This is a genomic window from Cupriavidus sp. GA3-3, from assembly GCF_000389805.1.
Lineage (GTDB): Bacteria > Pseudomonadota > Gammaproteobacteria > Burkholderiales > Burkholderiaceae > Cupriavidus > Cupriavidus necator_D.
Genome location: NZ_KB944469.1, coordinates 128,763 through 150,932, shown reverse-complemented (window position 1 = coordinate 150,932; position 22,170 = coordinate 128,763). Strand labels below are relative to the sequence as shown.

The 22,170-nt window shown below is 69.1% G+C and carries 17 protein-coding genes; 8 read left to right on the top strand and 9 right to left on the bottom strand.

Annotation, left to right across the window (positions count from 1 at the left end; genetic code table 11):
- The first annotated feature begins 61 nt into the window (after nucleotides 1-61).
- Nucleotides 62-1,084, top strand: coding sequence for a glycosyltransferase family 2 protein (locus C265_RS08840; RefSeq protein ID WP_010813027.1), 1,023 nt, complete (start codon nucleotides 62-64; stop codon nucleotides 1,082-1,084).
- A gap of 30 nt (nucleotides 1,085-1,114) precedes the next feature.
- Here the strand turns inward: C265_RS08840 and C265_RS08835 are convergent, their stop codons facing one another.
- The 4 genes from C265_RS08835 to C265_RS08820 form a co-directional block, all read right to left on the bottom strand.
- Entirely contained in the window at nucleotides 1,115-1,504 is a 390-nt protein-coding gene (locus C265_RS08835) for a GtrA family protein (protein ID WP_010813026.1), read from the bottom strand.
- On the bottom strand, nucleotides 1,501-2,235 hold the full coding sequence (locus tag C265_RS08830) for a bifunctional 2-polyprenyl-6-hydroxyphenol methylase/3-demethylubiquinol 3-O-methyltransferase UbiG (protein ID WP_010813025.1): 735 nt from the start codon (nucleotides 2,233-2,235) through the stop codon (nucleotides 1,501-1,503). Before C265_RS08830 ends, C265_RS08835 begins: the two co-directional genes overlap by 4 nt.
- 26 nt (nucleotides 2,236-2,261) lie before the next feature.
- Nucleotides 2,262-3,638, bottom strand: coding sequence for a sigma-54 dependent transcriptional regulator (locus C265_RS08825; RefSeq protein WP_010813024.1), 1,377 nt, complete (start codon nucleotides 3,636-3,638; stop codon nucleotides 2,262-2,264).
- Between the two features lie 1,293 nt (nucleotides 3,639-4,931).
- The gene (locus tag C265_RS08820; protein ID WP_010813023.1) at nucleotides 4,932-5,906 is read right to left on the bottom strand and encodes a LysR substrate-binding domain-containing protein; all 975 of its coding nucleotides are present in this window, start codon (nucleotides 5,904-5,906) and stop codon (nucleotides 4,932-4,934) included.
- Nucleotides 5,907-5,987: 81 nt separating this feature from the next.
- On the opposite strand from C265_RS08820, the gene C265_RS08815 reads away from it, so the two are divergent.
- Nucleotides 5,988-7,277, top strand: coding sequence for a nitrate/nitrite transporter (locus tag C265_RS08815; protein ID WP_037023930.1), 1,290 nt, complete (start codon nucleotides 5,988-5,990; stop codon nucleotides 7,275-7,277).
- A gap of 9 nt (nucleotides 7,278-7,286) precedes the next feature.
- Here C265_RS08815 and C265_RS08810 read toward each other — a convergent pair whose 3' ends face one another.
- The 4 genes from C265_RS08810 to hemL all read right to left on the bottom strand — a co-directional run bounded on the left by C265_RS08810 (nucleotide 7,287) and on the right by hemL (nucleotide 10,704).
- Nucleotides 7,287-7,790 carry a TPM domain-containing protein gene (locus C265_RS08810; RefSeq protein WP_010813021.1) on the bottom strand — a complete coding sequence of 168 codons (504 nt, stop codon included), beginning with the start codon at nucleotides 7,788-7,790 and terminating at the stop codon, nucleotides 7,287-7,289.
- 20 nt (nucleotides 7,791-7,810) lie between these two features.
- Nucleotides 7,811-8,671, bottom strand: a complete 861-nt coding sequence (locus tag C265_RS08805) for a YgcG family protein (protein WP_010813020.1) — start codon at nucleotides 8,669-8,671, stop codon at nucleotides 7,811-7,813.
- Nucleotides 8,672-8,684: 13 nt separating this feature from the next.
- The gene (locus tag C265_RS08800) at nucleotides 8,685-9,311 is read right to left on the bottom strand and encodes a LemA family protein (RefSeq protein ID WP_011614669.1); all 627 of its coding nucleotides are present in this window, start codon (nucleotides 9,309-9,311) and stop codon (nucleotides 8,685-8,687) included.
- A 100-nt stretch (nucleotides 9,312-9,411) separates the two neighbouring features.
- Nucleotides 9,412-10,704: a glutamate-1-semialdehyde 2,1-aminomutase gene (gene hemL, locus C265_RS08795; RefSeq protein ID WP_010813018.1), complete on the bottom strand. Its 1,293-nt coding sequence runs from the start codon at nucleotides 10,702-10,704 to the stop codon at nucleotides 9,412-9,414.
- Nucleotides 10,705-10,944: 240 nt separating this feature from the next.
- Between hemL and C265_RS08790 the strand changes: the two genes are divergently transcribed.
- The 6 genes from C265_RS08790 (at nucleotide 10,945) to C265_RS08765 (ending at nucleotide 21,271) form a co-directional block, all read left to right on the top strand.
- Nucleotides 10,945-11,115 carry a rubredoxin gene (locus tag C265_RS08790; RefSeq protein ID WP_010813017.1) on the top strand — a complete coding sequence of 57 codons (171 nt, stop codon included), beginning with the start codon at nucleotides 10,945-10,947 and terminating at the stop codon, nucleotides 11,113-11,115.
- 329 nt (nucleotides 11,116-11,444) lie between these two features.
- Nucleotides 11,445-11,936: a response regulator gene (locus C265_RS08785; RefSeq protein ID WP_010813016.1), complete on the top strand. Its 492-nt coding sequence runs from the start codon at nucleotides 11,445-11,447 to the stop codon at nucleotides 11,934-11,936.
- Between the two features lie 43 nt (nucleotides 11,937-11,979).
- Nucleotides 11,980-12,351 carry a PleD family two-component system response regulator gene (locus C265_RS08780; protein ID WP_010813015.1) on the top strand — a complete coding sequence of 124 codons (372 nt, stop codon included), beginning with the start codon at nucleotides 11,980-11,982 and terminating at the stop codon, nucleotides 12,349-12,351.
- Between the two features lie 55 nt (nucleotides 12,352-12,406).
- Complete coding sequence (locus C265_RS08775; RefSeq protein WP_010813014.1) at nucleotides 12,407-12,967, top strand: chemotaxis protein CheW; 561 nt, start codon at nucleotides 12,407-12,409, stop codon at nucleotides 12,965-12,967.
- A 119-nt stretch (nucleotides 12,968-13,086) separates the two neighbouring features.
- A complete protein-coding gene (locus tag C265_RS08770) occupies nucleotides 13,087-15,300 on the top strand; it encodes a methyl-accepting chemotaxis protein (RefSeq protein WP_010813013.1) in 2,214 nt (737 codons plus the stop codon).
- A gap of 145 nt (nucleotides 15,301-15,445) precedes the next feature.
- Nucleotides 15,446-21,271 carry an Hpt domain-containing protein gene (locus C265_RS08765; protein WP_010813012.1) on the top strand — a complete coding sequence of 1,942 codons (5,826 nt, stop codon included), beginning with the start codon at nucleotides 15,446-15,448 and terminating at the stop codon, nucleotides 21,269-21,271.
- Nucleotides 21,272-21,448: 177 nt separating this feature from the next.
- Here C265_RS08765 and C265_RS33160 read toward each other — a convergent pair whose 3' ends face one another.
- Nucleotides 21,449-21,832: a hypothetical protein gene (locus tag C265_RS33160; RefSeq protein WP_081225841.1), complete on the bottom strand. Its 384-nt coding sequence runs from the start codon at nucleotides 21,830-21,832 to the stop codon at nucleotides 21,449-21,451.
- Nucleotides 21,833-22,170 lie beyond the last annotated feature (338 nt).

Genomic DNA, 22,170 nt, shown 5'->3' with positions numbered 1-22,170 from the left:
CGCATGACAGCGCAATCACGACGGTGTGTGTGCACAAGCCACCCCGTCTCGGGAGGGGATCATGTCGGGTCCATACGATGTCAGACTGCTTTCCCTCGTTGTGCCCTGCTACAACGAATCCGAAAGCATCAGCAAATTCTTCGCCAGCGTCATTCCAGTGCTCGAATCCATCGATGCGATCCGCTTCGAGATCGTGCTGGTAAACGACGGCAGCTCGGACGACACGCTGGACAAGCTCATTGCATATTCGCGCCGGGATGCACGGGTGCGAGTCGTGGACCTGACGCGGAATTTTGGCAAGGAAGCTGCCTTGACTGCGGGACTCGACGAAGCCCTTGGCGACGCGGTGATTCCCATGGACGCTGATTTGCAGGACCCGCCCTCACTGATCCCTGAGCTGGTCATGCGCTGGCGGGAAGGGGCAGAGGTGGTGCTTGCCCAGCGCAGCAGCCGCGTGTGCGACTCCTGGCTCAAGCGCGTGACCGCGGGCGCCTACTACCGCATCCATAACAAGCTGTCCGAGCAGAAGCTTCCCGTGAACGTCGGGGACTTCCGCCTGATGGACCGGGTCGTGATCAACGCGCTCAAGCAGATGCCGGAACGGCGGCGCTTCATGAAGGGACTGTTTGCCTGGGTGGGCTACCGGACCGTGATCGTGCCCTATGAGCGCGAGTCGCGCAGCGCCGGGCGTTCCAAGTTTTCGGGCTGGCGTCTGTGGAACCTCGCGCTTGAAGGCATTACCAGCTTCAGCACCATCCCGCTGCGCAGCTGGACATACATCGGAGTCCTGATTGCGCTTGGCGCGTTCTGCTACGGCACCTTCATCGTGGCACGTACCCTGATCCTCGGTATTGATGTCCCTGGCTATGCGTCGCTGCTTTCGGTACTGCTGTTCCTGGGAGGCATCCAGCTGATCGGGTTGGGCGTGGTCGGCGAGTACGTCGGCCGCATCTATGATGAAGCCAAGGGACGGCCGATCTATCTGGTGCGGCGCCGTTACCAGGAAACCGGCCAGGACAGGCTCATCGCCTCGGGAAGGCGTGTGATCCGGATCGACCGCGGGCATGTGAGCAGTGGCCGCTGATGCGTGCCCGGCCTGGCCGCGGGACGATGCCTAGTCCCGATAAGTCCAGGCCCGGTGCGCAAGGTAGCTGAAGGCCGGCACCGTCAGGACCACGCCGGCCAAACCAGCCCAATAGCTGGCCCCCAGATATTGCGCCGTCCAGGAAATGCCCATGGTCAGGCCCAGCCCAAGCAGCGATACGCCGGCAAAGCGGCCCAGGGTCCGGTTGCGCAGCCGCGACGAGAAGCTCCACAAGGTGTTGAGAAGATAGGAGCAGGCGGTCGCGCACACGAAGGCCACGCAGTTCGCCGCGACCGGTGAGGTCGCCAGGGTGGTGACCAGCGTCGCGGTGATGGCGACATGCACGCCCGTCGAGGCGGCGCCCGATACCAGGAAGCGCGTGACCCGGCGAAGTTCGGGCGTGGTGATGCTGGCGCTCACGATGCGCGCACGACAGCCATCAGGGAAATGCCGAACGGCAGCGATCCGCGTGCCAGCCAATGGCGTTCCGTGCTGAACAGGCGGTGCAATGCCTGGTTGACGGGTTGGGGCGGGAGACCCGCTCCCGTTGCCTTCCGGCTGCCGCTCAGCCGGTCGCTGATGCGGGCCGCCACCGCAAGCGGGAACAGCAGCGTGTTGAAATAGGACATCCGTTCCACGCGCATGCCGCACCGGGTGGCGAGTGCATGCAGCGACCGCTTGCCATAGCGGCGCTGGTGATGCAGGAAGACGTCGTGGGAACTCCATAGCCATTGGTAGGCGGGCACGGTAATGAGTGCAGCGCCGCCGGCTTTCAGCATCCTTGCGGTGCAGTCCAGTGCCCCGGCATCGTCGGCGATGTGTTCCAGGCAATCAAGCAGGCAGACCAGGTCGAAGCTGTGTTCGGGGAATGGCATGTCGTCGGGGCACCTGCCACTGCGGATGTCGCAGGCTCCCAGGGTCTTCTCCCGCGCCAGCCGCAGGGCGGTGCCATCCATTTCCACGGCGCTGACGTTGCCGAACCGTGACAGCATCTCAAGGTTTCCGCCGGTGCCCGCGCCGATCTCCAGGATCGACGCGTCGCGCGGCAACGCCAGGCTGGAAAGGATCGTGCCGACGATTTCGCGCCGCCCCCGGAACCACCAGTGGCTGGCTTCGGTCTCGGCCATTTCAAGGTAGGCATCAGGTGACATCGGTCGCTTCCTCCGCGATGGATCGGCTAGCCCTGCACGCAGATCAACCCCAGGTCCCCCTTCTTCACCTGCAGCTTGTAATCCCGCATCAACCTGAACAGCGTCACCCGCGAAATCCCCAGCTCCGCCGCCACGTCAATCAGCCGTTCATGATGCCGCTGCAGCGCCTCGACGATCGCGGTCTGCTCGGCCGCTTCGCGGATGGCCGCGAGCGTGAGCGGGCGGTCGTCGGCGGGGGTGGCCAGCTCCAGGTCGTCGGGCTGGATCACGCCGTCTTCGCACATGGCGGCGGCGTGGCGGATGCGGTTGATCAGCTCGCGCACGTTGCCGGGCCAGTTGTGCTGCTGGATCGCGCGCAGCGCCATCGGCGAGAAGCCGCGGATGCGTGCCGGCGACTGCTTGCGCACGTTGTCCAGCACGTGTTCGGCGATCAGCAGGATGTCGCTGCCGCGTTCGCGCAGCGGTGGCTGGCGCACGCGCAGCACGCACAGCCGGTGGTAGAGGTCGCCGCGGAAGCGTTCGGCGGCGATCGCGGCTTCCAGGTCGACATGGGTGGCGGAGATGATGCGCACATCGACCTCCACCGATTCCGTGCCGCCCAGCCGCTCGATGCGGCCGGTTTCCAGGAAGCGCAGCAGGCTGGTCTGGCTTTCGATCGGCATGTCGCCGATTTCATCCAGGAACAGGGTGCCGCCCTGTGCCATCTCGATGCGGCCGGGCTTGCGCTTGGTCGCGCCGGTGAAGGCGCCGCGCTCATAGCCGAACAGCTCTGACATCAGCAGCGTGGGCGGGATCGCCGCGCAGTTGACCGCGACGAAGGGGCGCGAGGCCCGCTCCGAAGCGCGGTGGATGGCATGAGCGGCCAGTTCCTTGCCGGTGCCGGACTCGCCGGAGATCAGCACGGGTGTGTCCCAGCGCGACACCTTCTCGATACCGCGGAAGAGCGATTGCATGGCCGGGCAGCTGCCGATCATGCCGTCCGGGCGTGCGGTGCCGGGGCGGGCATGCTGCGCGCCCGGGCGCAGTTGCGCCATGCCGAGCGCGTGGCCGAGCGATTCCGCCAGGCGAGGGTGCTGGACCGGTGCGGTGTAATAGTCGACGAAGTACAGGCCCAGCAGCCGGCGCGCGGATTCGGTCAGGGACTCCTGGCCGGCGATGATGCCGATCCAGCCGATATGCGGCAGCGAGAGCCAGGGCTCGAACGATTCCAGGTCCGCATCGCTGAAGCCGCCTTGCAGGTCGAGCATCGCCGCAAGCGGCTGGTTGCCCGGGGGTAGCGCGTGGAGGTCTTGCAGGTTGGAGGCGAAGCTGATCTTCCAGCCACGCTGTGCGAGCATCCTGCAGAGCATGGCGTCGTGGTGCTGCGACAGGTACAGCAGCGGGCGGTTGGTGTACGCGCTCATAAATTTCCCCGGATCTTTTGCTTTTACAAAGCCGGTGGCCTGCTGTTGCGGGTCACTGGTTTCGTTGGCTCTAAGGCTTGCGCCTGCCGCAACATGTCAATGCCACGGCCTGGCGCTCTCCCAAAATTGCTGCCCGCGGCGCTGCGTTGCGCGGGCCGGTGGGCCCGTTTTCGCCGCCGCCGCGACCTCACCTCCCTGGCATCGGTCGCGGCGGCTGCCGCTTCGCATCGCCTGCATGGCAGGCTGTTGCTTCACCCCGTTTCTTGTCCGGATGCGCCGGCTCGGCCGATGCGTCCGCTTGTTGTCTGCGTGCCGCCCCGGTCAGCCGTGGCGTGCCGCATAGTCCAGGTACCACGGGCCGCTTTTCGTCCGCTTGCGGCCCGTGTTCCTGAACGACCTCCGCTAATCTTGTCGACGACCCCTGCACCTGGCCAGCCGATGCGGACCAGTTCCTGCCGCGTGGCCCACGCTTACAGCGCCAGTCCGAATCCCGCCCTGGGATGCGGGGTCGTCCTGAAACTGATCTTCGGCGAACGCGTGCCAGTGTGTTGCCGCTTCGGTTTCAGACGTCCCCCTGTTCCGGGCTTCTGTTCGCGCGGACATATGTGCGACGAACGTGCCAGATATGGCTAATCCTTTGATAACAAAAGGAAAAGGAAATTTTCGGCTGGCCTTGGGCAATTGCTGGCGATCAATAACGTTCCGCTTCTGATACATCTGGCGGGATTTCTATATTGCAGCGCAGCATTCGGCGAGCGGGTAATTAGGCGCATGGATCACAGTGCGTGGCAAGCGAGTGTCGACAAGCCTACTTTTCACCGGCAATGCCCATCCGAAGGAGGGAGAGCAAAATTTCAAACGGACAGGCGTCAGGGCTCGAATGCAGCACGCGAATGAAGCTGCCAGGTAGTTTCATTTCCGTTACAACGTTTTGAACTCTGTACCTCGGTAGCCACCCCGGCGTGCCGCGGTTGTCTTCAGCCTTTTGGCGCCGCGCACGCGGTTGCGGGCGCGGTTGGGTGGACGGAATCGACGCGTTGACAAGCGTTTGCACGATGCGGCGCCGGGCGGGCCCGGCCGTATCTCATCTCTTTGGATGGGGCGGGTAGATTTTTCACGGACGCTGGCACGGTGTGCGATCTGGTTGCATTGGTGAAACTCGGACCGCTCTGGCAACGCCGCGGCACCGCGTACGGCAGGCCATCGCAGGGCGTGCGGCACCCGCCAAGCCCTTGATTTCACTGGTCTAGACGAAAATGATTCGTATTGCCAACATCTGCGCCTCAAACAATTTCATGCATGAAACCGCTTGGCGGGCGTGCTGCCGTCGGCGCCAGGGTGGACGTGGCCGGCTTCCTGCCGGACCTGTTCCTCCAGCCAGGCATGGAACTGCTGGATGGCCTTCTCGCGCGGATTGCCTTCGCGCCAGGTGACCCAGTAATGGAGGCTGGACGGGATGCGGGTGGGCCCGATCTGCACCAGTTCGCCGCTGGCCAGGTAATCGTGCGCCAGCTGGGCGCGCGCAGTGGCTACGCCGAGCCCGGCGACGGCCGATTGCAGCATCAGGCCGGCATCCTGGAAGATCGGGCCGCGTTCGGGCTCGTCGCCTGGCAGGCCGGCGGCTTCGAGCCAGTCGCGCCACGGGCGCAACGCAAAGCGCAGCATCGGCATGCGCGGCACGTCGGCCAGCGTGAAGCCGGGGTAGCGCGCCAGCAGCGCCGGGCTGGCCACCGCGATCACATGGTCCTCGATCAGGTTGTGGCATTCAAAACCGGGCAGGTCGATGCGCTGGTGCCAGATGCCGACATCGACGCTGTACGGGTCGGGCGGCGTGATCTCCGCATGCAGCCGCAGGTGCAGGTCCAGCGACGGCACCTGGGCGTGCAGGCTGGGCAGGCGCCGGATCAGCCAGGCATTGGCCAGATCGGCCATCACGCTGACCTGCAGCCGTGTTACCGGCGGCGCGGCGCTGTTGCCGGCCTCGCGCAGCGCGCTTTCGATACTGTCGAGCGCGCCGCGCACCTGTTCCGCCAGCCGCGCGCCCACGCTGGTGGGGGTCATCTGGCTGCCGGTGCGCTGGAACAGCTTGGTGCCCAGGCTGGTCTCGAGCGCGCGGATATGGTGGCTGATGGCGCTGTGCGTCAGGGCCAGTTCCTCGGCCGCGCGCGAGAAGCTGCGGTGGCGCGTGGCGGCCTCGAGCGCACGCAGCGCTTGCAGCGGCGGCAGGTGGACGGGGCGTTGGGCGGGTTTGGCGGGGGATTTGGCCATGGCCGTCAAATTCTACTCACAATTGCCGCGGGTATCTTTCGTTGGCTTTGGTTTGCCGGAGGAACGACAATTCGGGCCATCATGACGACTACGACTTCAAACTTGTCTTCCGCGCCCTCGCAAGCGCGATTTGCCCCTGGTGCTGCTGCCGGCGCCCGCTGGCGCGTGCTGGCGGTATTCTCGCTGGGCTTCCTGGTGTCCTATCTGTTCCGCGGCGTCAACCTGGGCTTTGCGCCGAACCTGACGCGCGAGCTCGGGCTCAATGCCGGCGACCTGGGCCTGCTCACCAGCTTCTACTTCCTCGGCTTCGCCTGCGCCCAGTTGCCTGCGGGAATCCTGCTGGACCGCTACGGCCCGCGCCGCACCGAGGCCGTGATGCTGCTGGTGGCGGTGGCCGGTTCGATGGTGTTCGCGCTGGCGCCCGGCATGGGCGGGCTGGCCGCCGGCCGGCTGCTGATCGGGGTAGGCGTGTCGGTGTGCCTGGGCGCCACCATCCAGGCGCTGTCGATGTGGTTCCCGCTGTCGCGCATGCCCTTGCTCAACGGTGTGGTGATGGCCATCGGCGGCCTGGGCGCGGTGCTGGTCGGCGCGCCGCTGTCGTGGCTGCTGTCATTGACTGACTGGCGCACGGTCAGCATGGGGCTGACCTGCATATCGCTGGCGATGGCGGTGCTGCTGTGGTTCGGCGTGCCGGACAAGCCGCGCGCCGGCAAGGAAAGCCTGCGCGAACAACTGCGCGGCACGCGCCAGATCCTGGCCAGCGAACGTTTCTGGCGCGTGGTGCCGCTGACACTGCTCAACCAGGGCGTGTTCATGGCGGTGCAGACGCTATGGGTGGGTGCGTTCCTGCGCGACGTGCCCGGCTTCGATCCAGCCAGCAGCGCACAACTGGTCTCGGTGATCGGCTTCGCGATGATGGCCGGCTGCGTCGGCGCGGGCTGGGCCGCGCGCCACCTGGAGCGTATCGGCGTAAGCCTGTATGCCTTTGCCGGCACTGGCATGACCGCCTTTATCATGGTCCAGCTGCTGCTGATGGCGCAGGTCCCGCTGCCGCCGGTGCTGCTGTGGGTGGCTTATGGCGTGTTCGGCTCCAGCGGCATCCTGACCTATGCGGTGCTGGCGCGCAGCTTCCCGGATGCGCTGATCGGAAGGGCTACCACGGCGCTGACGCTGACCGTGTTCCTGTCGACCTTTGCCTGCCAGGTGGGTATCGGCTTCGTACTGGACCTGTGGCCCGTTATTGGTGGCCATTACCCGAAGGAGGCGCACCTGACGGCGTGGGCCGTGCTGGTGGCGCTGCAGGCGCTGGCGGCGGTGTGGTACGCGATGGGCGGGCGGCGCGCCCGCCGCGAGGCGGCTGCCGCCCGCTGAGCCGGTCGGCTAGAGAAAGACCGGACGGTCGTCCAGCTCGTTCGGGTTGTGCCCGCCGTCGGAGGGGAAGTGCGTGGCCAGCAGTGCATGGATGCTCGCCACGGTGGCCAGCACCGGCCGTACCGACAGGTCCTGTCTGAGTCCCAGCACCAGTTCGTCGCACAGCTCGCGCCAGGTGGCGGGCCCCACGCTGGCGTCGATGCCGCGGTCGGCGAGCAGCTCGACCGCATGGTCGGCCAGGTTGATATAGAGCAGCACGCCGGTATGGTCCGCGGTGTTCCAGACCTCGAGCGCGCCAAACAGGAAGCGGGCGCGCTCGCGCGGCGTGACGCCGGACCAGGCATCGCCCACCGGCAGGCTGGCTTCGATCACCACGCGGATCTCGCCGCGGTGGCTGGCTTCGCCGGCATGCACGGCTGCATGCAGCTGCTGCTGGGCTTCGGCTGGAAAGTGCTTGCGGGCTGCGCTGGCCGTGGTGGCGATATGGTGCAGGGCACGTCGGAGATTCGGCATTGTCTTCGTTCCTTGTGCTGTCACCAGTTGCCCGAGGCGCCGCCGCCGTCGAAGCCGCCGCCGCCCCCGCCACCAAAACCGCCGCCGCTGTCACCGCCCCCGCCAAATCCTCCGCCACCACCCCAGCCGCCGCGGCGGCCCCAGTCCTGCCCCATGGTGTAGCCACCCAGTCCGCCGAGGCCGCCGGCGATCATGTCGCGTCCGCGCCGGGTGGTGACGATCTGCGGCCCGCGCCGGCGCAGGATGGCACTGAGGAGGAAGAACACGATGATCGCCAGCGGCAGCAGTGCCGGCAGCCACTCGGCCAGCGCGGACGATTGCTGCGCCCTGCGCTGCGGTGCCGCCAGGCCTTCCTTGTCGATGGTGGCCTGGATCGCCGAGATCCCCGCCGCCAGCCCGCCGTAGAAGTCGTTCTGGCGGAAGTGCGGGGCCATCACGTCCTGCAGGATGCGCTTGGACATGGCATCGGTCAGAGACCCTTGCACGCCGCGCCCGACCTCCAGCCGCATCTTGCGCAGCCCGGGCGGGTTGTCCTTGGCGATCAGCACGATCACGCCGTCGTCGATGCCCTTGCGCCCGGCGCGCCAGGCGTCGGCCACGCGGATGCTGTAGGCATCGATCGGCTCTGGATCGGTGGTGGGCACCATCAGCACGAAGATCTGGCTGCCGCGCTGCTGCTCGTATTCCGCCAGCACGTTCTCGAGCGCGCCGCGCTGCTGCGGCGTCAGCGTGCCGGTCAGATCAGTCACGCGCTGGGTCAGCGGCGGCACCGCGACGAAGCCGTCTGCCGCCAGCGCCGGGCCGGCCAGCAATGCCGCCAGCCAGAGCAGGGCGGCCGCCAGCCAGGCGTGCCGCCAGGGCGAGCGCAGGGTGTGGCCCATGGAGTGGCCCGCCTCAGAATTTGACTGCGGGCGGCGTGGAGATGGCTTTCTCGTTGTCCACCGTGAACGACGGCTTGACCGGGTACTTGAAGATCATCGCCGTCAGGTTGGTCGGGAAGCTGCGCGCCAGCACGTTGTACTGCTGCACCGCCGCGATATAGCGCTGGCGGGCCACGGTGATGCGGTTCTCGGTGCCCTCGAGCTGCGATTGCAGGTCGCGGAACGAGGCGTCGGCCTTCAGTTGCGGGTAGTTCTCGGACACCGCCAGCAGGCGCGACAGCGCGCTGGACAGCTCGCCCTGGGCCTGCTGGAAGCGCTTGAAGGCTTCGGGGTCGTTCAGGGTCTCGGGCGAGACCTGGATGCTGGTGGCGGCGGCGCGCGCCTTGGTCACGGCCTCGAGGGTCTCACGCTCGTGCGTGGCGTAGCCCTTGACCGTGTTGACCAGGTTCGGGATCAGGTCGGCGCGGCGCTGGTACTGGTTGATGACTTCGCCCCAGGCTGCCTTGACCGCCTCGTCCTTGGCCTGGAAGTCGTTGTAGCCGCAGGCGGACAGCAGGCTGGCCATGACCGCCAGCAGCAGCCAGCGCAAGACCGGCATCGGCGAGCTGCCGGGCAAGGAGGGGGACGAAGAAGCGCGCATCGGAGACTCCGCGGGTTGGACGAAAACCCAAGTGTAGCGCACCGCCCTTGTCGCCAGAGGTGCAGGCGGCGCACTGGTGCGCCGCCTGCCTGGCAAGGCCTCAGCCCGCCGCGAACGCCTTGCGCGCGGCCTCGAGCGTGGCCGCCAGGATGGCGTCGTCATGCTGCGCCGAGACAAAGCCGGCCTCGAAGGCCGACGGCGCCAGGTAGACGCCGTGATCCAGCATGGCGTGGAAGAAGCGGTTGAAGCGCGCGGTGTCGCTCCTGGTCACTTCGGCGAAGCTGCCCGGCACGCCCTCGCGGAAGTAGATCCCGAACATGCCGCCGATGGCGTCCGCCGCGAACGGTACGCCCGCAGCCTTGGCGGCCTCGGCCAGGCCGTCGGCCAGCTTGCGGGTCTGGCTGGCCAGGCGGTCATAGAAGCCGGGAGCCTGGATCAGCTTGAGCGTGGCCAGGCCCGCGGCCACCGCCAGCGGGTTGCCCGACAGCGTGCCGGCCTGGTAGACGCCGCCCAGCGGCGCCAGCCTGGCCATGATGTCGCGGCGCCCGCCGAAGGCCGCCGCCGGCATGCCGCCGCCGATCACCTTGCCCAGGCAGGTCAGGTCGGGCCGGATGCCGTAGTGCGCCTGCGCGCCGCCCAGCGCCACGCGGAAGCCGGTCATGACCTCGTCCAGGATCAGCACTGCGCCGTCGCGGGTGCAAAGCTCGCGCATGGCCTTCAGGAAGGCATCGCTGGCGCGCACCAGGTTCATGTTGCCGGCCACCGGCTCGACGATCACCGCGGCGATCTCGCCGGCATGCCTGGCGAAGGCCTGTTCCAGCTGCTCGACGTTGTTGTACTCCAGCACCATGGTGTGGCGCGTCACGTCGGCCGGTACGCCGGCCGACGACGGCGCGTTCTGGGTGGTGTCGGCAAAGGTCAGCAGGCCGGAGCCGGCCTTGACCAGCAGGCTGTCGGCGTGGCCGTGGTAGCAGCCTTCGAACTTGATGATCAGGTCGCGCCCGGTGAAGCCGCGCGCCAGCCGCAGTGCGCTCATGGTGGCTTCGGTGCCGGAGGAGACCAGCCGCACCTGCTCGATCGACGGCACCAGCTTGCAGATTTCCTCGGCCATGGTGATCTCGGCCTCGGTCGGGGCGCCGAACGAGAAGCTGTGCGCGGCGGTTTCCTGTACCGCACGCACCACTTCGGGGTGGGCGTGGCCCACGATCATCGGGCCCCAGGAGCCGATGTAGTCGATATAGCGCTGCCCGTCGGCGTCCCACATATAGGCGCCTTCGGCACGCGTGATGAAGCGCGGCGTGCCGCCCACCGAGCGGAAGGCGCGCACGGGCGAGTTGACGCCCCCGGGAATAGTCTGCTGGGCGCGGTCGAAGAGCTGCTGATTACGGGACATGGCGTTGAGGTGAGGACAAGGACTGCAGGGATCGTGTGCGGCGGCCCGGGACTTATCGTTGACATGCGGCAAAAACAGCGGAAATTCGCTGCAATTGCCGGCCAATCAGGCGCTAACAGGGCGCTAACATGCGCGAACACGGCGGATCTGGCACGATTCTGGCGGCCGCCGGCTGGCGCCGGCGGCACGGTTTCGGTACCATCTGCGCTGGATTTTAATGGAGAGTGGCCAGAGCCTGTTATGGAATACAAGACTTGGATGTGCCTGATCTGCGGCTGGATCTACGATGAAGCCGCAGGCGCGCCGGAAGACGGCATCGCCCCCGGAACCCGGTGGGAAGACGTGCCGATCAACTGGACCTGCCCGGAATGCGGTGCGCGCAAGGAAGATTTCGAGATGGTCGCCATCTGAGGCGACGTCCCCAGAACAACAATAACCGGGCGCGCGTCGCGCCGATGCGACAAAACGCTGGCTGGCCGCGGCCGGCCCCGATTGACGGCCCCCCGGCGTCTTGTCACACTCTGTTGCAAAATGACTGCCCGTCCCTCTGCCGCTGGTGGGGAGGACGGTAGGCAGGTGCGGGTTCCACGCACCGCCACTGCCGGGCACAGCCCGGCCTTGGAAGGGAAACAAGAATTGTCGGGGGTCCGTCGGGGCGCGCATGGGTCGCGCTGCTCCGCGCGGGTGTTCTCTAGTGCTTGCCGGCGCTCCGCAAGGGGCAGCTGGTCGCGGGAACAACAATGCGGGTCGCTCAAACAGAAGAAAACCAGCGGGTCAATACCGCCGGCGCCCAGGGTCTGGCGCCTGGCGTTTCCATTCCGGACACCACGGCGCAGCCGCGCCGCAAGGTGCTGGTCATCGATGATTCCAGCACCATCCGCCGCACCGCGGAGATCTTCCTGTCGCAGGCGGGATACCAGGTGGTGCTGGCCGAAGACGGCTTCGAGGCGCTCGCCAAGGTGGGCGAGCTGCACCCGGACCTGGTCTTTTGCGACATCCTGATGCCCCGCCTGGACGGGTACCAGACCTGCTCCCTGATCAAGAAGAGTCCGCGCTTTCACGCCATCCCCGTGATCATGCTGTCCTCGCGCGACGGCGTGTTCGACCGCTCGCGCGGCCGCCTGGTCGGCGCGCACGACCATCTTGCCAAGCCTTTTACCCGCGAAGCGCTGCTGCACGCCGTGCAGGCCTGCCTGCCATGCCAGGCCGCGGGCCACGTGCTGCCTGCCTGACGCGCATGCACGCGACGCCATGTACGAATCGAAGGAAAACCTCATGACTGCCATCAACAAGATCCTGATCGTCGACGACTCCCCCACCGAAGCCCTGTTCATGTCCGACCTGCTCGGCAAGCGCGGCTTCAAGGTCTCGGTTGCCAGCAACAGCGACCAGGCCTTCGCGCGCCTGCAGGCCGAGAGCTTCGACCTGATCCTGATGGACGTGGTGATGCCTGGCCAGAACGGCTACCAGGCCACCCGCGCGATCAAGCGCGACGACCGCTTCAAGGACATCCCGGTGATCATGTGCACCAGCAAGGGCCTGGACACCGACCGCATCTGGGGCATGCGCCAGGGCGCGTCGGACTACATCGTCAAGCCCGTCGACGGCGAAGAGCTGCTGGGCAAGATTGCCGCGCTGGCGCACTGAGCTGCCAGCGCAGGCCGTACGGGAAGCCACTGCCACCTGTTCCGGGGACCGCCAGATGAACGCGCCACGCCAAGACCTCCGCGCCCGCCAGACTCGCCTGCAGGACTACCAGGCCATGCTGGCCCGGCGCCTGCGCGAGGCGCGCAGCCTGCCCGCGGCCGACAGCTACCTGGCGCTGCAGGTGGGCGCGCGCAACTGGCTGCTGCCGCTGGCCGATACCGGCGAAGTGCTCGACATGCGCCCGCCCAGCCCGGTGCCGCTGACGCAGCCGTGGTACAGCGGCCTGGTCAATGCGCGCGGCAGCCTGCTGGGCGTGATTGATTTCAGCCTGTTCTGCGGCGGCGCGCCAACGCCACTGCAGCCCGGCAGCAAGATCGTGGTGCTGTCGCGCCAGGTGGAGCGCGCCTGCGCGATCCTGGCCACGCGCGTGGCGGGTTTGCGCCATGCCGCCGACCTGAGCCTGCCGCACGGCGATGCGGCGGCGCCGCCGGCCGGCACGCCGGCATGGGAAGGGCAACGCTTTGCCGACCGCGACGGGCGTGACTGGCAGGTGCTGGACGTGCGCGCGCTGCTGGACGCGCCGGCCTTCCTGCAGGTGGGACGGGTTACGGCCTGAGGCCTGAGGCCCGCCACCGCGCCGCCAATAACAAGAAACAAGAATGACGCGCAGGCCACTGCCTGCCGCACCCGGCACGAGCCGCCGGGCATGACAACGATTAAATGGAAGAGGGTGCCATGGGTTTCAAGAAATTCAGCCTGGGCCGGCGCACGCCGGCAGCCGAAGCAGCCACCGGCCTGGCGGGCGGGCCCGGCATGGCCTATGCCGGCGGCCCGGAACCCGCACCGGCACCCCCATCCGCCGACGGCCTGGGCGCCACGCCAATGGAGCATGTCACGCGCTGGCTTGGGCGCATGCCGTTCTCGTCGCAGCAGCGGCTGCTGACGGTGGGCGTGGTGGTGTCGCTGGTGGCGCTGCTGGGCTCGGTGTACCTGGACAACCGCATCGCCAACAACGCCGCCGCGCAGATCGAGATCGCCGGCGACATGCTGATGCACTCGCAGCGCCTGGGCAAGGCGGTGCCGGTGGCGCTGCTGGGCAATGCGCAGGCCTTCACGCAGCTGCGCCAGTCGAAAGACGCGCTGGCGGGCGACCTGAAGGCGCTGCAGGAAGGCAGCGACGAGAAGCGCGTGCGCGCCACCACCGGCGCGGCCGGACCGCTGCTCGAGACCGCGATGCAATCGTGGAAGCGCTCCGAGAAAAGCGCCGCCGACGTGCTGGCGCAGCAGCCGGTGCTGAACACCATTGGCCAGACGCTGCAGATCTTCAATGCTTCCAACCCCGAGCTGCTGGAATCCGCCGAACAGGTCGCGGCAATCAAGCTGCAGTCCGGCGCCAACGCGCGCGAGGTGGCGGCGTCGGCGCAGCTGGTGATGCTGACGCAGCGCCTGGGCAAGAACCTGAACGAGTTCCTGGCCGGCGAAGGCGTCAACCCCGAAACCGCGTTCCTGCTGGGCAAGGACACCAACACCTTCCGCGAATCGCTGGACGGCCTGCTCAACGGCAGCGAGGCGCTGCGCCTGTCGGCGGCCGCCGACGAAGAAACGCGCGGCTACCTGAAGCAGCTGTCGCAGCGCTTTGAAGCGGTGCAGAAAACCACGCAGACCATCCTGCAGAACCTGCCCGGCCTGATTGCCGCCAAGCGCGCGCAGCAGCAGATCTTCAACGACAACGAGGCGCTGCGCGGCGAACTCTCGGCGCTGCAGCGCGCCTACGCGCAATCGGCGCGCGTGCGCCCGGTGACGCTGGGCGCGACCGTGGTGTCGGCGGCCATGACGCTGCTGTGCCTGGTAGGCCTGGCGGCGCTGTACCTGCGCGACTCACGCGTGCGCGCGCTGGAAGCCGAGGCGCGCGAGCGCGAGGCCGAGTCCCGCCGGCTGGACGAAAAGCGCAACAACGACAATACCCAGAAGGCGATTCTGCAGCTGATGAACGAACTGCAGGACATCGCCGACGGCGACCTGACGCGCCAGGCCACGGTGACCGAGGACATCACCGGCGCCATTGCCGACTCGGTCAATTACACCGTGGAAGAACTGCGCGAGCTGGTCGGCCGGGTGCAGCAGACCGCCGGCGAGGTGACGCAGGCCTCGGGGCAGGTGCAGTCCACCTCGACCCAGCTGGTGTCGACCACCGAAGAGCAGTCGCGCCAGATCCGCCAGACCGGCGAATCGGTGGTGGAGATGGCCGACCGCATCACGCAGGTGTCGCGCGGCGCGGCCGAGTCCGCCAACGTGGCGCGTGCCTCGCTGTCTGCCGCGGAGCAGGGCCAGCAGGCGGTGCAGAACGCCATCACCGGCATGAACGACATCCGCGAGCAGATCCAGGAAACCTCCAAGCGCATCAAGCGCCTGGGCGAGTCGTCGCAGGAGATCGGTGAAATCGTCGAGCTGATCTCGGACATTACCGAGCAGACCAACGTGCTGGCACTGAACGCCGCCATTCAGGCCGCGTCCGCGGGCGAGGCCGGGCGCGGCTTTTCGGTGGTGGCCGAAGAAGTGCAGCGGCTGGCCGAACGCTCCGGCGAGGCCACCAAGCAGATCGGCGCGCTGATCCGCACCATCCAGACCGATACCCAGGACGCGGTGCACGCCATGGAGCGCAGCACGCAGGGCGTGGTCGAAGGGGCGCGGCTGTCGGACAACGCCGGCGCCGCACTGGTCGAGATCGGGCGCGTGTCGCGCCAGCTGGCCGAGCTGATCGAGCAGATCTCGCAGTCCACCTCGCACGAGGCCGACCTGGCCACCACCGTGGCCCGCCATATCGAACGCATCCTGCAGGTCACCGAGCAGACCACCACCGGCACGCGCCAGACTGCGCAGTCGGTGCGCCAGCTGACGCTGCTGACCGAAGAGCTGCGCAACTCCGTGTCGCGATTCAAGATCGCCTGAGTGGCCGGATGACGCCCGCGACCGCTTCCGCGCACCGCGGCCCGACCGGGCTTAGCGGCCACGCGCTCCATGCCAACTCCGCGCCTGCCGCCTGTTGCGGCAGGTTGCCCGCGGCCGCCCATCGGGCGCCGCACTGGAAGCCGTCATGTCCCTGAATTTCCCTGTCCCGCGCGATGGCGCCGCAGCCGGCGCACCGGCTGAAGCCAGCGCCGTGCCCGAGCCGGCTCCGACGCCGCCGTCCGCCAGCGCGCCAGCTGTTCCCGACCCAGGCGCCCCCGCGCGCGACCTGTCCGGGCTGGCGTGGCTTGCGCCCAGCCTGCGCAGCGCGCTCGAAGACGCCGCCGCCGAGCTTGGCCACTATGTCGACGAGGTCCGCCAGGCGCCCGAAGCGCTGGGCGCGCGCGACACCACCTCGCTGCGGCTGGCCGGCCAGCACCTGCACCAGGCCGCCGGCGCGGTGCATATCGTCGGGCTGCACGGCACCGATCCGTATTGCCAGGCCCTGCGCCGCCTGCTCGAAGCCATCGACGCCGGCACCATTGCCGCCGGCCCCGAGGCGCTGGCGGTATTCCGCGCCGGCGTGCAGGCATTGGCCGAGTATGTCGACGACCTGATGGCCGGTGACGATGAAGCGCCGCTGCGCCTGTTCCAGCCCTACGCGGGCGTGCTGGCGCACCTGGGCGAAGAGCGCGTGCATCCGGCCGACCTGTGGCTCGATGAGCTGCAGATGCTGCCCGGCATGCTGCTGCCGGCGAAGGGCCCGGCGCCGGTCATGCGTGCGCGCCAGCAGTTTGAATCGGCCTTGCTCAAGGCATTGCGCCTGCCTGCGCCGTGCACCGACGCGGCGCTGCTGCGCGAAGCCTGGCTGCCGCTGTGCGCTGCGCTGGACGAGGTGCGCGCCAATGAGCAGGAGGCGCGCCGCGCGGCGGATCATCCGGATCGCGGGGTCTGGCATGTGCTGGGGCTGGTGTTCCGCGCGCTGGGGCTTGGCCTGTTGCCTTCCGACCTGCTGGCCAAGCGCTTTGCCGGCCGCGCCAACCTGCTGCTGCGCCAGTACCTGCAGGGCCATGTGCGCGTGCCGCAGGCGCTGCTCAACGACGCGGTGTTCCTGCTGGTCTGCACCGGCCTGGCCCGCGACGGGGCCGGTGACGACGATGGCGTGGCTGAGCCGCGTGCCGCGTTGCGTGCCGATATTGCGCGCACGCTCGCGGCATTCCGCCTCGACCCCGCGCACGCGCTTGCCAATGCGGACTTCCGCCAGCGCTATTACGGCTGGCTCGACCCGATCGACACGCGCAACCTGCAGCACGCCGCCGCTGGGCTCGAGCACGCCGCCGCGGGCGAGCCGGCCGGCTGGGAAACCGCGCTGGCCGCGCTGGCCGAAGCCGCGCAGCCGCTCGGGCAGCCGGCGCTGCAGCGCTGCCTGGCGCAGGCGGCCATGCACGGCGGGCAGCACCACCGCGGCGAGGCGCTGGGCGCCGCCGGCATCGCGTTGTTCCTGGCGCGCGCGCTGGCGCTGCCGTGGCGCGTGCACGGGCAATCCGCCCATCCGGCGGCGGCGCGTTTTGCCGCGCAGTGCGAGGCGCTGGCGACATGCCTGGCCGATCCCGCCGCGAGCGCGCCCGCGTGGCTTGCGGGCATGGTCGACGAGGCGCGCGCCCAGGCGCTGCGCAGCGAGGCCGTGACGCAGCTGCGGGCGCAGCTGGACAGCGGTGAATCGTGGCTGGACAGCTTCGACCGCAACGCGGCCCGCGCCGAAGGCGCAGGCCACCTGCGCGATGCCTGCCAGGCCTTCGCCGCGCTTGGCGCCACGCTGGCGCAATTGCAGTCGTCCGCCGCGCTGCCTGCAGCGCTGGTGGACGATGCCGCGCAGGCCGCCGCCGCGGTGCAGTCCGTCAATGCGCGGCTGGCCGTTTCGGGCGAACTCGCTGATGCCAGTGCGCGCGCCGCGCTGCTGGGCGAGGTCGCAGCCGAGCTGGGCGCGGTCCATGCCTTTGCCGATGCGCTGGAATTCGGCCGCGTGCGTCGGGCCGATACGCTTGCCGAGGCCGGCGAGCCCGATGCGCCGCGCGCTGCGCAGCATCCGCTGGCCGCCGCGCGCGCCGCCGCGGCCGAGGCGATCCAGGCTGGCCCCGTTCCCGATGCGCCGCCAGTGCAGCGCCTGCGTGCCGCGCTGCAGGCGCTGGCCGACCAGGCCACCATCGACGACGATGCCGCGCTGCGCCGCCAGGCCGCCGAAGCCACCATGCAATGCAATGCCTGGCTGGCCGGCAGCGATGATGCGGCCGGCAGGCTGGCACTGGCACTGGCCGAGCCGGCACGGGCTGCGGCACCCGCAGCCGCGCCGCCCGCGGCGCAAGGCCTGCCGGCTGACGGCGACAAGTCGGCGCTGGACGCCGAACTGCTCGACATCTTCCTGAACGAAGCCGACGAGGTCCTGGGCGGCATCGCCGGCGACCTCGGCTCGGGCGTTGAGGCGCTGCATGATGCCGATACCCTCAGCCGCGTGCGGCGCGCCTTCCACACGCTCAAGGGCTCCAGCCGCATGGTCGGCCTGCATCGCTATGGCGAAGCGGCGTGGGCGGTCGAGCAGGTCATGAACCTGTGGATTGCCGAAGCGCGCGAGCCGGTGCCCGCGCTGCTGGCGCTGCTGCGCCGCGCCCATGCCGAGCTGTCGGCATGGGCGGCACAGCTGCATCGCGATGCGGCAACCTGGCACGACATCGCGCCGCTGGTGGCAGCCGCCGAAGCGGTGCGCGACCCAGGCGCCGCGCAGGCCGCGGATGAACTGCCAGTACTGCCCGGCGCGGCTGCGGAAGCGCCGCCCGGGCCGGCCGTCGACGCCGCCGGTCACACCGGCGCCGATGCGGTCGGGCACGGCGAAGACAATGTGATCCCGTTCCGCCTGTCCGGCGGCCTGTCGGGCGAGGACGACCACTACAAGGTGATCGGGCCGGTGCGCATCGGCCTGGCGCTCTACAACGTCTACCTGCAGGAGGCCGATGACCTGCTGCGCCAGTTCGCCACCGACATCTCCGAATGGCGGCATGAAGGCCATCCGTGCCCGAGCGAGCTGGGGCTGCGCGTTGCCCACACGCTCCAGGGCAGTGCGTCCACCGTCGGCCTGGAACCCGTGCGTGAGATCGCCGAGGCGCTGGAGGCCCTGCTGCTGCAGCTGGGCTCGCACCCGGTGGCGATGCACCCGGGCGATTTCCGCCTGCTGGAGCAGGCGGTCGAGCGCCTGCGCGGCATGCTGCACCAGTTTGCCGCGGGCGTCTGGCCGGATGCCGATGCCGGCCTGCGCCGCAGCCTGGTTGAGTTTGGCGAGCGCGCGCTGCTGCGTCCGCGCGTGGCGGTGCCCGCGCCGCAGGCGCCGGCCGAGCCGGACGGTTCGGTGGCGCAGCTGCTGGGCCAGTTGCCGCCCGCGCAGGAAGACCAGCCGGAGCCGCCGGCAGTGCCGCATGACGCGGTGGTTATCGCGCTGCCGACCCCGCACCGGGCGCCCGCTGCGCCGGTAGCGGACGAGGGCGCCGCGCCGGATCCCGCGCTGGTCCAGATCTTCCTGGAAGAGGCACAAGGCACGCTGCCCGAGCTGGGCAAGCTGCTGCGCGGCTGGGAAGCCGCCCCGGAAGACTCGCGCCACGGCGGCCTGGTGCTGCGCGCGCTGCATACGCTCAAGGGCAGTGCGCGCATGGCGGGTGCCATGGCGCTGGGCCAGGCCGCGCATGAAATGGAGACGCTGCTCGACGCCAGCCTGCGCGGGCAGGGGCAGCAGGCCGTCGGGCCAAAGCTGTTCGAGCGGCTCTATGCCTGGTACGACCGCATCCTGGCGCATGTCGAGGCGCTGCCGACTGGCCGCCTGCTGCCCGCGGACGATCCGGACGTGGTCAACGGCCTGGCCGAGGTGCCCGAGCAAGGGCAGGCCGATGCGCCGCTGCCGCAGGCGGATACCGTCGTCGAGGCGGTGCCCGCCGCCAGCCTGCCCGCCATGCCGGGGCCGGCAGACGTGATGGTGGCGATGCCGCCGGCCGTGCCCGCCGAGCCGCAACGCGCGCTGGTGCGCGTGCAGGCGCGCGCGCTCGACACGCTGATCAACGAAGCCGGCGAAGTCGGCGCCACGCGCGCGCGCCTGGACAGCGAACTGGAGGCGATGCGCGCCTACCTGGGCGAACTGAACGACAACGTCGCGCGCCTGCGCGGGCACTTGCGTGAAATCGAGATCCAGGCCGAATCGCAGATGGCGTCGCGCATTGCCGACGCGCAGCACAAGCAGGAATTCGACCCGCTTGAGTTCGACCGCTTCACGCGCTTCCAGGAGCTGACGCGGATGATGGCCGAGTCGGTCAACGACGTGGCCACCGTCGAGCAGAACCTGCAGCGCGGCTTTGACCGCGCCGCCGGCGACCTGGCGGCGCAGGCGCGCCTGACGCGCGGCTTGCAGCGCGGGCTGATGCAGGCGCGCATGGTGCAGTTCGACGCGCTGGCCGAGCGCCTCTACCGCGTGGCACGCCAGGCCGCGGCCGAGACCAGCAAGGAAGTGCGCCTGCTGATCAAGGGCGGCACCGTGGAAATCGACCGCTCCGTGCTGGACCGCATGGCCGGCCCGATCGAGCACCTGATCCGCAACGCGGTGGTGCACGGCATCGAGGCCGCCGCGCCGCGCCGCGCCGCGGGCAAGGCCGCCACTGGTGCGCTGACGCTGGAGGTGCAGCAGGAAGGCAACGAGGTGGTGCTGCATTTCGTCGATGACGGCGGCGGGCTGGACCTGGAGCGCATCCGCGCGCGCGCGGTCGAGCGCCGCCTGCTGGCGCCGGACGACGACGCCAGCGAAGCGCGCCTGACCGAGCTGATCTTTGCGCCGGGCTTCTCCACCGCCGACGCGGTGTCGGAGCTGGCCGGCCGCGGCGTGGGCATGGACGTGGTGCGCGCCGAGACCGTGGCGCTGGGCGGACGCATCACGCTGGAGTCTAAGCCCGGGCAGGGCACCACCTTCACGGTGCACCTGCCGCTGACCACGGCGATCACGCAGGTGCTGGTGATCTCGCTGGGCGCGCGGCGCTATGCCGTTCCCAGCGGCATGATCGACCAGGTCCAGCAGCTGCGCGCCCCGGCACTGCTGGATGCCTACAACCAGGGCCGCCTCACTGTGGCCGGCGCCGAGGTGCCGTTCTTCTACTTCGGCGCGCTGCTGGAGGAAGGCAACGCGGTCGCGGCCGGGCGCAAGTATTCGCCGGTGGTGCTGGTGCGCAGCGGCGCCGAGCGCGTGGCGGTGCATGTTGACGATGTGGTCGGCAACCGCGAAGTGGTGGTCAAGCATATCGGCCCGCACCTGGCACGCCTGGAAGGCATTGCCGGCGCGACCACGCTGGGCGATGGCGAGATCGTGCTGATCTACAACCCGGTGGTGCTGGCGCAGCGCTTGGTGCGCGAACGCGGCCAGCCGGTGCCGCAGGCCTTGCCGCAGACGCCTGCCGTGCAGGCGCGGATGGGCGCGGTTGCGGAACTGGCGAGCGACGGCACCACCGAGCCGGTGCGCGGCCTGGCGGTGCAGCCGACCGTGATGGTGGTGGATGACTCGCTGACCGTGCGCAAGGCCACCCAGCGCCTGCTGAGCCGCGCCGGCTACCAGGTGGTGCTGGCGCGCGACGGTGTGGATGCGCTCAAGCAACTGCAGGATGTCATGCCGGACGCGATGCTGGTCGACATCGAGATGCCGCACATGGACGGCTTCGACCTGACCCGCAACGTGCGCTCCGAAGCGCGCACCGCGCATATGCCGCTGGTGATGATCACCTCGCGCACGGCCGACAAGCACCGCCGCTATGCCGAGGAGATCGGCGTCAACGTGTACCTGGGCAAGCCTTACAACGAGGATGAGCTGCTGGGCACGCTGCATCGGTTGCTGGGTGAGCGGGCGGCCGGTACGGCGGGGTCGGTGGGGCAGATGCTGGGGGATGGCCAGGCGGACTGACGGTTTGCTCCCTCTCCCGCTTGCGGGAGAGGGAGCACCCAATCGGTAAGCGGATGCTGTGCGGAAGCCTGCCAATGACTTTCAAGACAAAAAGGCTCGACATCGCAAGATGCCGAGCCTTTTTTCCTCCTCCATGGGCGCGCCGCACGGCGCGCCGTTCCAGCTGACTCCAGCTGACTACCAGCGCATCTGCGCGTTCTTGCCGCCGGTGCTGACCGTGGCAGTCTTGGTCCGGCCCTGGTAAGTCGCCCGCACGTTGTACGTGCCCGACGGCGCCTTCACCAGGCAGCGCGGACCGTCGGCGACAAAGCTGGCGACTTCCTTGCCGCCGCGCATCAGCTTGACGTCCACGTCGGACAGGTACTCGCCGCGCGCGCCCTGCGTGAACAGCAGGCTCATGTTGTACTTGCGCGCCTCCGATTGCAACGCGACCTGCTCGTCTTCGGCGACACCGCCGCAGATATAGGCGACCGAGCCGGCCGTACGCTGGACCATCGCATCACGCGGCGGCGGCGGGGGCGGAGTGGTCAGCGGCGGGCGTGGCTGCGCGGGCGCTGCCATCGGCGCTGGCGCCGGCGCGGCTGGTGGCGTGCCGGTGGGCGCGGGTGCCGGGGATGCCGTCGGCGGCGGTGCTGCCGTGGCAGGCGCAGCTATGCCCGGCGCGGGTTGTGTGGCAGGGGGCATGGTGTCGGCCGGCGGCGCGGCCGGCATCGTGGCACCCGGGGTCGGCGCCATGGTGCCGGCCGGAGCAGCGGGTGCCGGGGCGGCAGGCGCAGGGTTGGCCTCCACCACCGGCGCCTGCGCATGGCTGGCCGCTGGCACCAGGGCGAGCAGTGCGACCACGCCGGCGCTGAGCGCGATCACCAGGCGCTTGACGCGCGAGCGGCGTGCCAGGCGCG